General features: G+C 38.8%; 8 protein-coding genes and 1 pseudogene. 4 read left to right on the top strand and 5 right to left on the bottom strand.

Features of this window, described 5'->3' with window-relative positions; all coding sequences use genetic code 11:
• Positions 1 to 23: 23 nt before the first annotated feature.
• The 5 genes and pseudogenes from Q0X66_RS11395 to Q0X66_RS11375 form a co-directional block, all read right to left on the bottom strand.
• On the bottom strand, positions 24 to 1,676 hold the full coding sequence (locus Q0X66_RS11395) for a sodium/sugar symporter (protein WP_297706439.1): 1,653 nt from the start codon (positions 1,674 to 1,676) through the stop codon (positions 24 to 26).
• Positions 1,677 to 1,785: 109 nt separating this feature from the next.
• Positions 1,786 to 3,043 (bottom strand): annotated as a pseudogene (locus Q0X66_RS11390) (xylose isomerase).
• 1 nt (position 3,044) lies between these two features.
• Complete coding sequence (locus Q0X66_RS11385) at positions 3,045 to 4,529, bottom strand: FGGY family carbohydrate kinase (RefSeq protein ID WP_297706437.1); 1,485 nt, start codon at positions 4,527 to 4,529, stop codon at positions 3,045 to 3,047.
• Between the two features lie 124 nt (positions 4,530 to 4,653).
• Positions 4,654 to 6,105: a RagB/SusD family nutrient uptake outer membrane protein gene (locus Q0X66_RS11380; RefSeq protein WP_297706435.1), complete on the bottom strand. Its 1,452-nt coding sequence runs from the start codon at positions 6,103 to 6,105 to the stop codon at positions 4,654 to 4,656.
• 86 nt (positions 6,106 to 6,191) lie between these two features.
• On the bottom strand, positions 6,192 to 9,251 hold the full coding sequence (locus Q0X66_RS11375) for a SusC/RagA family TonB-linked outer membrane protein (RefSeq protein WP_297706433.1): 3,060 nt from the start codon (positions 9,249 to 9,251) through the stop codon (positions 6,192 to 6,194).
• Positions 9,252 to 9,597: 346 nt separating this feature from the next.
• Between Q0X66_RS11375 and Q0X66_RS11370 the strand changes: the two genes are divergently transcribed.
• From Q0X66_RS11370 to Q0X66_RS11355, 4 genes are all read left to right on the top strand, one after another.
• Complete coding sequence (locus Q0X66_RS11370; RefSeq protein WP_297706431.1) at positions 9,598 to 10,629, top strand: LacI family DNA-binding transcriptional regulator; 1,032 nt, start codon at positions 9,598 to 9,600, stop codon at positions 10,627 to 10,629.
• Between the two features lie 22 nt (positions 10,630 to 10,651).
• Entirely contained in the window at positions 10,652 to 11,323 is a 672-nt protein-coding gene (gene pgmB, locus Q0X66_RS11365; protein ID WP_297706429.1) for a beta-phosphoglucomutase, read from the top strand.
• Positions 11,324 to 11,398: 75 nt separating this feature from the next.
• Positions 11,399 to 13,714 carry a glycoside hydrolase family 65 protein gene (locus tag Q0X66_RS11360; RefSeq protein ID WP_297706427.1) on the top strand — a complete coding sequence of 772 codons (2,316 nt, stop codon included), beginning with the start codon at positions 11,399 to 11,401 and terminating at the stop codon, positions 13,712 to 13,714.
• Positions 13,715 to 13,786: 72 nt separating this feature from the next.
• The gene (locus Q0X66_RS11355) at positions 13,787 to 15,676 is read left to right on the top strand and encodes a glycoside hydrolase family 13 protein (RefSeq protein ID WP_366938688.1); all 1,890 of its coding nucleotides are present in this window, start codon (positions 13,787 to 13,789) and stop codon (positions 15,674 to 15,676) included.
• Positions 15,677 to 15,738 lie beyond the last annotated feature (62 nt).

Raw genomic sequence — 15,738 nt, 5'->3', positions numbered from 1 at the left:
TTATTTTTAATTACAAACAAGAATTAATTCCAGAAGAGGGCATAAATAGTAGCGATAATGATCATTGCCGCAAAGGCCCCAACATTGAATTTCGCACTGGTATTAAACAGACCTTTTGCAAGCGGAATGCCTTTTGGATCATCCCCGCCTTTATTTTGATTAAGACTGACAAACACTATTACCAACATGGTAAGCAGCGCTGTGTATCCCATCTGGTCCAGAAACGGGACATCCGCAAAAATAGAACTATCAGACCAACCGCTGGGGGCTACTTTGAAATAAAAAGCTATAGGTATAGATACCAATGCACCCACGATAGCGGCTTTATTGGTTGTTTTCTTCCAGAATAGGCCCAACATAAATACGGCCAAAATTCCGGGACTTACCAATCCTGTCCATTCCTGTATAAACTGGAATGCCTGGTCTATTCCTCCCAATAATGGCGCCATTATACAAGCAATAACAAGCGCAGCGGCCGCTGAAAGACGACCTACATTCACTGTTTTCTTGTCAGAGGCATTTGGATTAATATATTGCTTATAAATATCCATAGTAAAAATGGTCGATGTAGAATTTAACATAGACGCCAGGGAAGATACAATTGCAGCTGCCAAGGCCGCAAAAGCGACTCCTTTTAGCCCGGTTGGTAAAAATTGTAATAGCCACGGATAAGCCTTATCTGCTTGTTCAAGGGAAGGTAGATTTTGCTGCCCGACTTCTCCAAGGCGATTCATAATCTCAGCATCATGGATCATTACATATGCTGCAATGCCTGGTAAAACCACAATAACCGGAATTACTATTTTTAAAAAAGCAGCCAGAATAATTCCTTTTTGAGCTTCTCTTAAAGACTTAGCGGCCAATGTTCTTTGAATGATATATTGGTTAAAACCCCAATAATACAAGTTAGCCACCCACATACCACCAACCAGTACCCCCAATCCAGGTAAATTAGCATATTCCGGATTGGACTTATCCAGTATCATGACAAATTTCTCAGGGACAGTTTCGTAAACTATTTTGAGACCTTCCAGAACTCCCTGCCCGTCCGAGACTGTATTCAGCGCTAAATACGACGTTACCAAACCTCCGAAAACCAGAAAAATAACCTGAATCACATCTGTCCAGGCAACGGCAGAAAGACCTCCGTAAAGGGAATATGCTGAAGCGAATAATGACAGTCCAATTACACCATAAACCATAGGAATCCCCATAATTGTTTCTAATGCAAGTGAACCTAAATACAAAACAGAAGCCAGGTTTACAAAAACGTAAAGTGCAATCCAAAATACAGCTAAAATAGTTTTTAGAGTAGTGGAAAAGCGTTGCTCTACAAACTCCGGGATCGTATAAAGACCTTTTTCAATAAAAATTGGCAGGAAAAATTTACCGACGATAAGTAAAGTTATTGCCGCCATCCATTCATAGGATGCTATGGCTAATCCTACCGCAAATCCTGAACCGGACATCCCGATAAATTGTTCGGCAGAAATATTGGCGGCGATCAGGGAGGCACCAATGGCCCACCAGGGCAGAGATTTACTGGCAAGGAAATAATCTTCGGCATTCTTCTGATGCCCTTTTTTATCTCTGGATACCCACAGGCCAACCCCTAAAATTAGGAAGGCATATGCAATAAAAATAAAATAATCCCAAAATCCGAAAGCTGATGTCATACAAAGTTTGGTTAGTTGCTAGTTTAATAAATACTAATTGCTGTATTTAGGTAAAATTCTCCATTGATTAAAAAATTGACCTGAATATTATTGCCTTTTAACTATATGTCTAGAGGTATTGGTTTATTATATTTTCAAACAACTCTTGTTTACCGCTCTGTAATTCTAATTCTCCATTTGACTTTGCAATTTCATAAAGATCATTCAGATCTAATTTCCCAAGTTCATAATCCTTCCCTTTAGCGGAATCAAAGGACTGGTAACGCTTTTTTCTCAGATCATTATAGGGGGAAGAAGTCATAATCTTGTCGGCAATAAGTAGTGCCCGTGCAAAGGTGTCTGCGCCACCAATATGAGCATGGAATACATCATCCAAATCAGTAGAATTCCGCCTTATTTTGGCGTCAAAATTAATTCCGCCGCCTTGCAAACCTCCTGCTTTCAAAAATGTAAGCATGGCTTCAGTTACTTCAGTAATATTATTCGGAAATTGATCTGTGTCCCAACCGTTCTGATAATCACCTCTATTTGCATCAATACTCCCCAGCATTCCATGAGCGGCAGCAACTTCCATTTCGTGTTGCATAGTGTGACTTGCCAAGGTGGCATGATTGACTTCAAGATTCAGTTTAAAATCATCTTGTAAACCATACTGATGCAGAAATCCAACTACTGTTGCTGCGTCAAAGTCATATTGATGCTTCATAGGTTCCATGGGCTTTGGTTCAATAAAGAAAGTCCCTTTAAAACCCTGTTGCCTTGCATAATCTCTTGCCGTTGTCAAAAATCGGCCCATATGGTCCAATTCTCGTTTCATGTCTGTATTTAATAAAGACATATAACCTTCGCGTCCTCCCCAAAAAACATAATTCTCGCCATCGAGAGCCATGGTGGCATCCAGAGCTAGTTTTATCTGCCCTCCGGCCCTTGCCAATACGTTAAAATCCGGATTAGTAGAGGCTCCATTCATATATCTGGGATTAGAAAAACAATGAAAGTCTCCTTTCAGATTCTGAAAATGAACTCCCTTCTCTTACCAGATCAAAATCATGGAAGCAGAAATAGTTAAATCCCATTTTTGTAATAAACTCAAAGGCAGCATCGGCCTTGGCTTTTGCCGCATCTATAGGATCACTATAATTATCCCAGGGAAAATTTTGTGTACCCGGACCAAAAGGATCGGCGCCTACACCACAAAAGGTATGCCAGTAGGCCACTGCAAATCTTAAGTGGTCTCCCATGGTTTTACCCGCCACAAGCTGATCCGCATTATAGTATTTAAAAGCCAGGGGATTATCAGATTCTTTGCCTTCAAAGTGTATTTCCCCTATTCCCGAATAAAACTCCTTGTTTCCAATAAGTGCCATTTTAATTATCTTTTAATGTTATTTCCAATTGGTTTTTCCAGAGTTTATATGCCATTTTATATTCCTTTTTTTCGGATGAGGGCGAATAACTCTTAACATAATCATTGTCCATTATTTGTCTTCCAAAAGCCTCCCAATTACCTTCATGTAACATGCATGCCCTTGCAGCTCCTATAGCACCGGTAGTATTATAAATTTCGATTTCCTGATCTATTAAACTAGCTATAGTATTCGAAAAAACAGGAGACCTGAATAAATTATCATTAGCTGCTCTGATTACTTTGGACTTAATACCATCTGCTTTAAGAATTTCCATACCATATACAAAAGAAAAAGCAATACCCTCTAATGCAGCCCTGCAAAGATGTGCCCTGGAATGAATATTTAGGTTTATATTTCCTATTTGTGCTCCTAAATCTTTATTGTCTAACATCCGCTCCGGGCCGTTGCCAAAAGGTAAAATAATAACTCCTTCTGAACCAATTGGTACATTCGCCGCCAACTCATTCATTTCCTGATAGGATTCAACCTTTAAGTTATTTAATATCCATCTGTACATAATTCCAGCGCCATTCACACATAATAATTTACCAATGCGTCTGCTCCTGGGCGAATAATTAACATGGGCAAAATTATTGACACGGGAACATTCTTTAACAGAGAGCTTCTCAGTAATGGCATAAACCACTCCGGAAGTACCGCCTGAAACTGCTACTTCACCTGGATTAAATACGTTTAGTGAGAGGGCATTATTAGGTTGATCGCCAGCCCGATAAAGGATAGGGGTGCCTTCTGCCAGGCCGGTTTCCCTGGCCCCGTTAACAGAAATCTGGCCCTGGTCTGAAAAAGTAGCTACAATTTCAGGGAGAAGCTCTTCATTTAAATCATAATAATCCAAAAGCCAACTGCTAATTTGCTCTTCTTCAAAATCCCAGAATATACCTTCTGAAAGGCCGGAAATGGTGGTATTAACTTTTCCACTTAACTTATAAGCAATATAGTCACCAGGGAGCATGGCTTTAAAACTGTTTTTATAAAGTTCGGGTTCATTTTCCTTAACCCATTTTAATTTAGACGCTGTAAAGTTTGCCGGTGAATTCAAAAGTTTTTGTGCACAGGTATCGTGCCCAAGATCATCAAATGCTTTTCTGCCAATATCAACGGCTCTTCCATCGCACCATATAATTGATTTTCTTAAGGGAATACCATGCTTATCAACTAAAACAAGGCCGTGCATTTGGTAAGAGATGCCTATACCTTTTATTTTACCTGGATTAACTCCGGTTTCTTTTAATAATTTTTTAGTGGCGTTGCATATATGCGCCCACCAATCTTCAGGATCTTGTTCTGCCCACCCTTTGTTTAGCGAGAGCATATCCATTTCTGTTTTAGGTTCACTTATTACGGCCAGGCTTTTACCAGATGCTATAGCTACTAAGGCTACTTTTATTGAAGAACTTCCAAGGTCATAGCCTAAGGTGTACATGCTTTTTTAAGGGTTTATTATTGGGGAATATATTGTTTTTATGGCTTTCTGCCTAATAACCAAAAATAAAAATCCCTGATCTATATGATCAGGGATTTTTAAAAAATAAACTTAAAAAAAATTCTTAATATCCGGGATTCTGAACCAGATTAGGGTTAAGAATAACCTGAGTTGCAGGAATAGGGAATAGCTGGCGATCTGCATTACCAATGGCTGCCGGGTCTTTAAATTCCCAATCGCGGGTGTATGTGCCAAATCTAATTAAGTCTTGACGTCTCCAATTCTCCATATAAAGCTCCCTTCCTCTTTCATCTATTATATCTTGATCTGATAAACTACCAAGAGGAGTAGCATCTCGTAAACCTCGAAGGGTGTTAACCAAGGACAAGGCTGTTTCACCACTACTACCACCTCTATGAATAGCCTCTGCTTTCATTAAATAAGCATCTGCATATCTTAAGAAAACATTATGCTCTGTTTGTGCGCCATATCTGGGGTTGTATTTGAGTACCCTAATCCCTGTTACCTGACTATTATCATTTAGGTCTGGCGCGCCTGTAGCTGCGTTGAAAAATTCTCTTGTAAAATCCAAATTAGTTCCACCGAATACAATTGGGGTCCCGTCCGGGTTATATTGTTGGCCAAAAAGGAAACCAAAGCCTATGTTCGTGCCATCTGCAAAACCATCATTGTCTTCATCAACCGTACCATCTTCGCCGGCTGGTGCTGCTTGAAGTGGCACCCCACCTCTTCTTTCTTCCTGATCGCCACCTAATATATTTTCTTCTGGCCCTTCAAACAGATCATAGAATTCAGAAAGGGTTGCAAAACCATTCCACCCTCCGGATTGTTGCGGTGTAACATTATTATAATGCAGAGAATTCCACATGCGATCACCAATAGCATTTTTGCTCCACCAAATGGTTTCACTATCCTGTGTTTCTCTAAAAATATCGAAAAAACCTGAGTGCAATGCGTAACCATCGGCGGTTATTTCATCTACCAGGGTGATTACCCTGCTCATATCAGCAGCATCCGGGCTTCCGGAGCCGTTGAAAATATGCCTGTTCAAATGAACTTTGGCCAATAAGAGCCTGGCGGCAGCCTTGGAAACATTTACGTTTGCAGCACCTTCAGGTCCAATAGCAGGTAGGCCGGCTATAGCCGCCTCCAAATCGGAAACTATTTGAGCTACGGCATCTTCACCGGTAAGAACCGCAGGATCCTGCAAAGGAGGAGCCTCAGTATCCCTAAAAGGTACTTGTCCAAAATTGTCTAAGATTATAAATACGGACAAACCTCTGAAGAAAGCAGCAGTTGCTCTGGAATCAGGAGAAGAAGCAGACCTGCTGTCCAATACTTCACTGGCAGTTAGTTGTAACTCATTCCAATTATTCCATGTGTCTAAAATAAACTTATGATCCGGCGTCCATGAATGCTGGTGCAATTGTCTCCAAATTCCATTATCTCCCCAGTCAGACCCTCTTGTGGGAATCAGTTGCTCATCAGTTGTAACTGTAGTCAAGGCATATAAACCTTCTTGTGTTTTAAGATTGCCGTTAATAGCATTGAACATTGCAGAAACAGAACTTGCCGCTTCTCGAAAAAAATGTAGTTTTAAATTTAGTTTTTAAATAATTAATCATCGCAGTTTTTTTTAAGTTAAAATTTAGCATTTATTCCTAAAGTTACCGTTAATGGTCGCGGGAATGTTGTATAGTCAATGCCCTGACTAGGAATTCCGGAACCTCCAATATCACCCGTATTGGCATTTACTTCAGGATCCAGGCCACTATAACCTGTAAACAGTAATAAATTCTGTCCGGTTAAAGAAAGCCTTAGGTTCTTAAATGTACCTTCTCCACTAAGAGGCACAGTATAACCAACGGTTGCGTTTTGCAACCTAACAAAATCTCCTTTTTCCAAATATAAGGTAGATACTTCTTGTGTTAAGAGATCTATACCGGTAGGATCTACATTTCTTGAGGTTAAAAAGGTGGGCCTGTTTAAGAAGGCATTACTTGTATTGTTGTAAATAGAGAATCCAAATTGTCCTGCAAAGAAAAGGTTGGCATCCCATCTGTCTGCTTTTAGATTAAGCGTAAGCCCTGAAGTAACATCAGGTACGGCATCCTGGCCAACAAAACCTTTTATATCTGGATTAAAATCAGGATTTCCACTGGCATCCTCAGCATAGGTTGCCATATAATAGGAAAAGATGGATATTCCCTCACCCAAGCGCTGGGCAAAGGCATTAGAAAGTCCTGGACCCCTAATTGGCGATAAATCTGCTGTAGTTCCATTCAAACCTTCAACTTTATTATCATTGTAGGAGATATTAAAGGCTCCGCTAAATGTTATTTTGTCGTTTTGTATAAAATCATAACCAAGGGCAAATTCTACCCCCTGGTTGACTAATTTACCATCTGTCAGATTTTTAAAAACAAAAGGATCAAAAGCAGGTGCTGCCGCCGCCTGTTTAAACAGAAGATCGGTGGTTTCTTTTCTATAAAAGTCAAGAGACCCGCTAAGACGGTCTAGCATAAAGCCAAAATCAAACCCAAAATTGTAATCAAGAGTCTCTTCCCATTTTAGATCCGGATTTTGTACCGCAACGGTTTCCAGACCCGGTCTGTTAATACTACCATCAGGATCAATATCTGGTTCTCCAAAGCGCGATCTTTTAACAAACTGCGCATAACCTAAACCATCCTGGTTACCTGTTATACCTGCACTTAATCTTAGTTTTAAAGTAGAAAAGGTATTATCTCCAATGAAATCCTCTTCATTCATCTTCCACGCAAAGGCACCTGAAGGGAAATATCCATATTGGTTATCAGGTGAAAACTTAGATGATCCGTCTGCCCTGAATGTGGCAGTAAACAAATATTTATTATGCAGTGTGAAATTTACCCTTGCAAAGTAAGATTGCAATTCATCTGTATTGTCAAAGGTATCGCCCCAGGCTGAAACATATCTTTTTGTAATATCCGTGCTAAGTCCATTAGGATCGTACCCAAAGTGCTGAAAGGAACCTGAAATACTACCTGCAGCACCGCGGATAGTTTCCTTTAGGTCTCGTCCCATTTGATCCAGGAATGGGCTAGATGAACCCCAACCCTGAGAGTTGATTCCTTGCCTGCGGAAATCCTGGTATGTAAATCCTATAATGGCATCTAAAGAAGAATTAGTCCAGTTTTTCTTCCAATTTAGAGTCGCTTCAAGTAATTTACTGGAAGCCTCCAGCGTATTGTAAGAAGATTGTCCATTACCGCTAACCCTATCTAGATTATTAATAGCAGGTGCAAAAGTTGCAAACGCAGCAGCGTCGGATCTATCCCAACCTCCGGTAACCTTGGCAGTTAAAGTGTTATCATCATTTTTAATAATATCATAAGAAGCTGAAAGGTTGATCAGAAACCTATCAGTATTGGTAGTCTGTTGAAAATTAGCCAAATAGTTGGCCGGATTTAACTGGTTACCTGGATTGAAAAAAGCAGGATCATCGGGCCAGGTAGGATTGGCTGCATAGGCAGCACCAAGTAGGTTACCACTGGCACCGGAAGCACCACTTACAGGTGGAGCTTCATCATTAACCCGTGAAAGTGAGGCTTGCATGGATAATTTTAACCTGTCATCAAGAAAACGCTGATTAAGATTTACCCTTCCGGTAATTCTTTCCTGAGAAGACTTTTCAATAACCCCAAATTGTTTACCATAGCCAAAAGTAGCTCTTACATTACCACTACCATAATTGTTGGAATACGACAAGTTTGAAACCGGAGAAGCCGCCGTTCTGAGAACAACTTTCTGCCAATCTGTATTGTTGCCAAAATCTAAATCATCTGCAATTGCCTGTGATCGCAATGCTGCTTGTTGCGCCAAAAATGTTGGGCCGTCAAATAGGTCATAATTTTCCCTGGGAGTAGCAATACTAAGCGTTTGATCAAATTCCCATACACCACCCTGTCCGGATTTACCGGTTTTTGTGGTTACAATTACTACCCCATTGGCTCCCCTGGACCCATAAATGGCTGTAGCTGAGGCATCTTTTAAAATAGAAATGCTTTCAATGTCAGCAGGGTTAATAAAATTCAAAGGGTTCCTGGAAGCGTTTTCACCATTTTGCACGTCACCTCCACCCGGAGTGGTAGATTCTGCTGATAGCGGTATACCATCCACAACGAACAGCGGATTATTGTTGGAACGAATTGAGTTGGCACCCCTGATCCTTATTTGTACCCCTGCACCAGGTTCACCACTGGCCTGGGCTATCTGAACCCCAGCGGTTTTACCCTGGATCAATTGCTCTGGAGAAGCAATAATACCGCCATTAAAGTCTTCTGAGTTAATTGCCGAAACGGCACCGGTTGCATCCTTAACCGTAGTAGTACCATAACCGATAATTACTACTTCATCCAATGCCTGTGCATCTTCAGCCAGAACTACATTAACAGAAGTTCTTCCATTTAATGCAACTTCTTGAGTACTGTAACCAATATAACTAACAACCAGTGTGGCATCACTTTCCACATTGTTTAATGTATAGTTGCCATCAAAGTCTGTCTGTGTACCATTGGTAGTCCCTTTTACAACAACACTGGCCCCTGGTAAAGGACCATTTTCATCAGAAACTGTACCTGATATTTCCTGCGCCTTTGCAAGTCCGAAGCTTAAAATTGCTCCAACCAATAAAAAGCTCTTTAGTAGCGAAATCTTCATAAAAAGTTAATTTTGAGTTTAGTTAATTATTTGTACCAAAGGTTAAACCTATGTAAAAAATATGTTAATATCTCAATCTTATCAATACTTATTAACTACGAAAACGGTTTCGTGTTAATAACTTTTAAGATGTGTGAATCTGATAATATACGATTGGTAAAATTATATTATCATTATTTTTTAGTTCAATCTTTGTTAAAAACATAGCAAATATAATATATTTTTTATTCTGGAGCCTTATAAAGATGTTAGTTTAAATAGTTCCGGGCATTTTTATATGTTAAAAAAAGAATATATTTATAGGATGTCTGGTTTTAGTTGCTTTAACATTTTTATTCTTTAACATTTGAAAAAAAAGATTACTCTTAAACAAATTGCCAGGGAATTGGAGGTATCCATTTCAACAGTATCAAAGGCGCTAAAAAATAGTCGGGAAATAAGCAAGGACACAACGGAAAAAATTCAGGCTTTTGCTAAACTTTACAACTACAAACCTAATAATATTGCCATTAGCCTTAAAAACAGGCGCACCAAAAATATAGGGGTAATCATACCAGATATAGTTCATCATTTTTTTACTACAGTTTTTAGAGGGATAGAGCAATTTGCGGGTACCAGGGGCTATAATGTTATTGCATGCGTATCGGATGAATCATTTGAGAAGGAAGTTATAAATATGGAACTATTGGCAAATGGCAGTATTGATGGTTTTATTATGGCTTTATCTGCAGAAACTCAGCTAAAAAATGATTTCCATCATTTGAAAGAAATAATTGATCAGGGTATGCCCATGGTCCTTTTTGACAGGGTTACAGATGATGTAATTTGTGACAAGGTTGTTCTTAACGACTTTGAAGCTTCTTATATGGCAGTAAAAAAACTTATAGAAAATGGCAGAAAACGCATAGCACTGGTTACCACCGAAAGTTATTTGAATGTAAGTGATAAAAGGGCTCAGGGTTATTATATGGCTCTGAAAGACCACAAGCTGGAACTGGACGAAAGTTTAATTTTACGTTTGCCTTATCAATATGAAGAAGAAAAAAAGAGTGAAGCCTTCTTTGCAGCAAATAGAATGGATGCAGTCTTATGTGTTAATGAAATATTTGCGGTTAGATCTATGAAAATAGCACAGAAAAATGGAATTAGAATCCCGGAAGATGTTGCCTTTATTGGTTTTACGGATGGTATTCTGTCTAAACTGGCCACGCCTGCACTTACATCGGTTGCGCAACATGGAGAACAAATGGGTGCAATTGCTGCCAGAATGCTTATTGAGAAAATAGAAAGAGATGATGAAAAGGAATTAGAAGAAGAAACTTTTAGGACTGAAGTTATAGAAGCAACTCTGATTGAAAGAGAATCAACAATTAACTAATTACACATATTAGTATAGTAAAATGAAGAAAACCGGATTCATATTCGATTTAGACGGAGTAATTGTTGATACAGCAAAATACCATTATCTGGCCTGGAAAAATCTGGCCGATGAACTGGGTATTGATTTTACCGAAGAGGACAATGAGAAATTCAAAGGTGTTAGCCGTATAAGATGTCTCGAACTTTTATTGGAAATGGGGAATATTTCCGTTTCTAAAGAACAGTTCGACTTATGGTTACAGGAAAAAAATGAGGACTACCTGAAATATATTTCCAATATGGACCAAAGTGAAATACTTCCCGATGTGACCAAAGTGTTGGGATACCTTAAAGAGAAAGGAATTCCAATGGCACTTGGTTCTGCAAGTAAAAATGCTGTTTCAATTTTGAAAAAGGTTGCGTTAATGCCCTATTTTGATGCTATTGTAGATGGTACTCAGGTAAGTAAAGCCAAACCGGATCCGGAGGTTTTTTTGATAGCAGCTAAAAAATTAGGCGTAAAACCGGTAAATTGCGTGGTTTTTGAGGATGCACTGGCCGGAATAGAGGCTGCCAATACAGCCGGCATGGAGAGTATAGGAATTGGAGATGTGAAAATTTTATCTGATGCCGACCACGGTTTTAATGACTTCACTGAAATAGATCCTGGGTTTTTAAATGACCTGATTTTAGTACTAATGAGCAAAAATTAGCATATTAATCCGGCAAATTATACTTATTTGTCTATTTTAATCAATTCTTAGAAATAGATTATAACACATTATAATATGAATAAAGAATATATAATAGCAGACGAATGGTCAATAATTGAAGAAGGATTTAATAAGGAGAACGTAAAATCTTCTGAGAGCCTCTTTAGTATTGGAAATGGTGCCATGGGGCAGCGTGCAAATTTTGAGGAACAGTATTCCGGTCCCACTTTCCAGGGGAGCTATATTGCGGGGGTTTACTACCCTGATAAAACCAGGGTAGGTTGGTGGAAGAATGGTTATCCGGAGTATTTTGCCAAAGTCTTAAATGCACCTAACTGGATTGGGATCAACGTATTTGTTGATGAAGAGCCTTTAGATCTTAATACTTGTACTAATATTAGCGGTTTCAGGCGAGAACTCAATATGAAGGGGGGGTGGTATAAAAGAAACTTCACGGCTACGTTACCAAATACTATTACAGTTGATGTTGAAGTAGTTCGGTTTTTAAGCCTGGATATTGATGAAGTAGGGGCCATAAAGTATAAAATTACACCAGTAGATAGAAATGCGTCTCTTCGCTTTGTTCCATATTTGGATAATGGGATTACCAATGAGGATAGCAATTGGGACGATAAATTCTGGAACGTTACCAAAGTGAGTTCAGAAGGAAAACAGGCCTTTATAGAAGCTCATACCATGAAGACTCATTTTGAGATTTGCACTTTTATGGAATGTCAATTAACTGCTAACGGTACTGAAGTACCGGTTGATGTTTCCGAAGAAATCAAAGAATTATCGGTTGGACATGAATATATTCATACGGCAAAACAGGGTGAAGAAGTCACTTTTTATAAATATGGAGGTTATACTGTTTCCAGGGATCATCAGCCGGATGAATTGGTGAATGCCGCCAAAAAGGCGCTTAATTCTGCTACTACTATTGGGTTCGATAAATTATTGGAAAAACAAATATCTGCCTGGGCTAAAATTTGGGAGATGAGCGACATAAACATTCAGGGTGATGTAAAAGCTCAGCAGGGCATTAGATTTAATATATTTCATTTAAATCAAACTTATTTAGGTACGGATTCCAGACTAAATATCGGCCCAAAAGGATTTACCGGAGAGAAGTATGGAGGTAGTACCTATTGGGATACTGAAGCCTATTGTATTCCTTTTTATATGGCAACCAAAGATCACCTTGTGGCCAGGAATCTACTGCAGTATAGATACAATCACCTGGAAAAGGCCATTGAGAATGCCCAGAAATTGGGTTTTGTTAATGGAGCAGCCCTATACCCTATGGTAACAATGAACGGGGAAGAATGCCATAATGAATGGGAGATTACTTTTGAAGAAATCCACCGTAATGGAGCAATTGCATTTGCCATATACAACTATTTCCGATATACAGGAGACTATTCATACATTCCTGAAATGGGTCTCGAAGTATTAATAGGTATTTCGCGTTTTTGGGGACAAAGGGCTACATTTTCCGAAGACAAAAACAAGTTTGTAATACTTGGGGTGACAGGACCCAACGAATACGAAAACAACGTCAATAATAATTGGTATACGAATTACCTCGCAAAATGGTGTATGGAATATACGCTGGAACAGCTGCAAAAAGTAAAAGAAGGTTATAAAGAAGACTATACCAGGATCATAGGGCGCACTTCACTCACTGAAACAGAGACCGATAAGTGGGAAGAGATTGCACAAAATTTGCACTTTCCCTATTCAGACGAATTGCAAATTTTCCTTCAACAAGATGGATTCCTGGACAAAGAACTTATCACAGTCGAAGATCTGGATGTTTCCCAAAGACCAATTAATCAAAAATGGAGCTGGGACAGGATTTTACGTTCACCTTATATAAAACAAGCAGATACCTTACAAGGGTTTTATTTATTTGAAGACAATTTCAGCCTAGAAGAACTTGAAAGGCATTTCGATTTCTATGAACCTTTTACTGTCCATGAATCGTCCTTGTCGCCTTGCGTACATAGCATTCAGGCTGCCAAATTAGGTAGGATGGAGCAGGCATACCAATTTTATTTGCGTACTTCAAGACTGGATCTGGATGATTATAACAAAGAGGTTGAAGAAGGTTTACATATCACTTCAATGGCAGGAACATGGATGAGTATCGTAGAGGGGTTTGGAGGTATGCGAATGAAAGATGATAAACTTTCTTTTGCACCCAAAATTCCAAAGCAATGGAAATCGTATTCATTTAAAGTAAATTTCAGAAATCGGATTATTAAGGTTAATGTCACAGAACATCAGACTAGTTTTGAACACGATGGGACTGCTGAGATGACTATACGGGTAAATGACAAAAGGGTTCTGTTAAAACCATCTCAGGAGACTATTGAAGCAAATACCTAAAAGATCGGGTTTAATCATTTTTTACCTTAATGAATAATATTAATCAGATTGTATTTGGCAAGAAATTAGCCCATGATGAAAATTGGATGGTTAATAAAATCAATTGTTTTAACTGGCATACTCTTTTTCATGGTATCTTTTTCATCTGCTCAAATAGATAGGGTTGAGCCTCCTAATTGGTGGCTGGGATTCAAGAATGCCAGATTACAGCTAATGTTAAAAGGCGAGGGAATTGGAGCAACCACCCCGTCAATTCTATATAATGGAGTTAGTCTGGAAGCCTACCATAAGGCTGAAAGCCCCAATTATTTATTCCTGGATATTACTATTGATGCAGATACTTCGCCGGGTTTAATGCAAATTTTGCTCACCACTGAGCGTGGAAATGAAATCTTCTATTCATATCCTTTATATAAAAGGGAAAGACCATCTGAGGAATTTTTGGGTTTTGATTCTTCAGATGTTATCTATTTAATTACTCCGGATCGTTTTGCCAATGGAGATCCTGAAATAAATATTGTCCCTGGGCTTCTTGAAAATACGATCAACAGGAAAGATGATTATGCTCGTCACGGAGGGGATATACAAGGAATTATTAATCATTTAGACTATATAGCTTCTATGGGGTTTACTGCCATATGGCCTACTCCTTTATTAATTAACGATATGCCCCAATCTTCGTACCATGGCTATGCAATGACTGATTTTTACAAGGTGGACCCGCGTTTTGGAAATCTGGAGGACTATATTATGCTCTCAGATAAAGCAACGGAAAATGGAATAAAATTAATCATGGACCAGGTTGCCAATCATTGCGGAGCTTATCATTGGTGGATGTCAGATTTACCGTTTCATGATTGGGTAAACTTTCAATCAGATTATGAGGAAGGAGCAGAAACGAAGGTCACGAATCACCGACGCACAGTAAATCAGGATCATTACGCTTCAAAAGCCGATAAAGATCTAATGAATAATGGATGGTTTGTACCCTCAATGCCCGATTTAAATCAAAATAATCCTTTTATGGCCAACTACATTATTCAGAATAGTATTTGGTGGATTGAGACTTTGAAACTTGGAGGGATCAGACAGGATTCCTATCCTTATCCCGATAAGGAATTTATGTCCAGATGGGCCGGTAGTATTATGCACGAATATCCAAAATTTAATATAGTCGGAGAGGAATGGACTTATAACCCACTTTTGGTTCGTTATTGGCAACAGGGGATAACCAATTCAGATGGTTATGAATCTAACCTAAAAACAACAATGGATTTTCCATTACAGCGTACATTAATTGAAGCACTAAATGAGGAAGAGAACTCGGATTCCGGATTGGTAAAATTGTATGAAGGACTTGCCAATGATTTTGCATATCACGATCCTTCTTCGATTTTATTTTTTGGAGATAATCATGACATGGATCGTCTTTTTACGCAGTTGAATGGAGATTTTATTAAAACCAAAATGGCACTGGCATTTATAATCTTCGCTCCCCGCATACCTCAAATTTACTATGGCACTGAAGTCTTACTAAATAATAGCGATAATCCCGGAGATCATGGTCTTATCCGGGCTGATTTTCCCGGGGGATGGGAAAACGACAATGTCAACGCTTTCACAGGTGAGGGTCTTACAAGGGAACAGAAGGAGATGCAGGAATTTACAAGAATATTACTAAACTATCGAAAAGGAAGTACTGCAATTCATACGGGCAAAACCACTCATTTTGCTCCAAAGGATGGGGTTTATGTCATTTTTAGACAGAATGAGAATGAAACGGTACTATTAATACTTAACAAAAACGAGAAACCATATTCCTTAAACCTGGAGCGTTTTAAGGAAATGAATCTTATTGGCAATAGATTTAAAGATATACTTACCTCAGAAGAAATTATATTGAAAAACGATTTGCAATTAAAAGATAACGGAGTACTAATACTAAGCAATAAATCTAATTAGTATGCAAAGGATCTTATTGGTTATATTAAGTTGCTTTGTCTTCATATTGGGTTGTGCTGAGG

The sequence above is a fragment of the uncultured Eudoraea sp. genome (genome assembly GCF_947260015.1).
In the GTDB taxonomy this organism is placed as follows: domain Bacteria; phylum Bacteroidota; class Bacteroidia; order Flavobacteriales; family Flavobacteriaceae; genus Eudoraea.
This window is presented reverse-complemented; position numbering and strand designations above follow the sequence as displayed.

Bases quoted from the DNA above. Each gene is read 5' to 3' on its own strand.
- Q0X66_RS11360 (WP_297706427.1), top strand. From the start codon at position 11,399: ATGAATAAAGAATATATAATAGCAGACGAATGGTCAATAATTGAAGAA.
- pgmB (WP_297706429.1), top strand. From the start codon at position 10,652: ATGAAGAAAACCGGATTCATATTCGATTTAGACGGAGTAATTGTTGAT.
- Q0X66_RS11380 (WP_297706435.1), bottom strand. From the start codon at position 6,105: ATGTTCAATGCTATTAACGGCAATCTTAAAACACAAGAAGGTTTATAT.
- Q0X66_RS11385 (WP_297706437.1), bottom strand. From the start codon at position 4,529: ATGTACACCTTAGGCTATGACCTTGGAAGTTCTTCAATAAAAGTAGCC.
- Q0X66_RS11395 (WP_297706439.1), bottom strand. From the start codon at position 1,676: ATGACATCAGCTTTCGGATTTTGGGATTATTTTATTTTTATTGCATAT.
- Q0X66_RS11355 (WP_366938688.1), top strand. From the start codon at position 13,787: ATGATGAAAATTGGATGGTTAATAAAATCAATTGTTTTAACTGGCATA.
- Q0X66_RS11375 (WP_297706433.1), bottom strand. From the start codon at position 9,251: ATGAAGATTTCGCTACTAAAGAGCTTTTTATTGGTTGGAGCAATTTTA.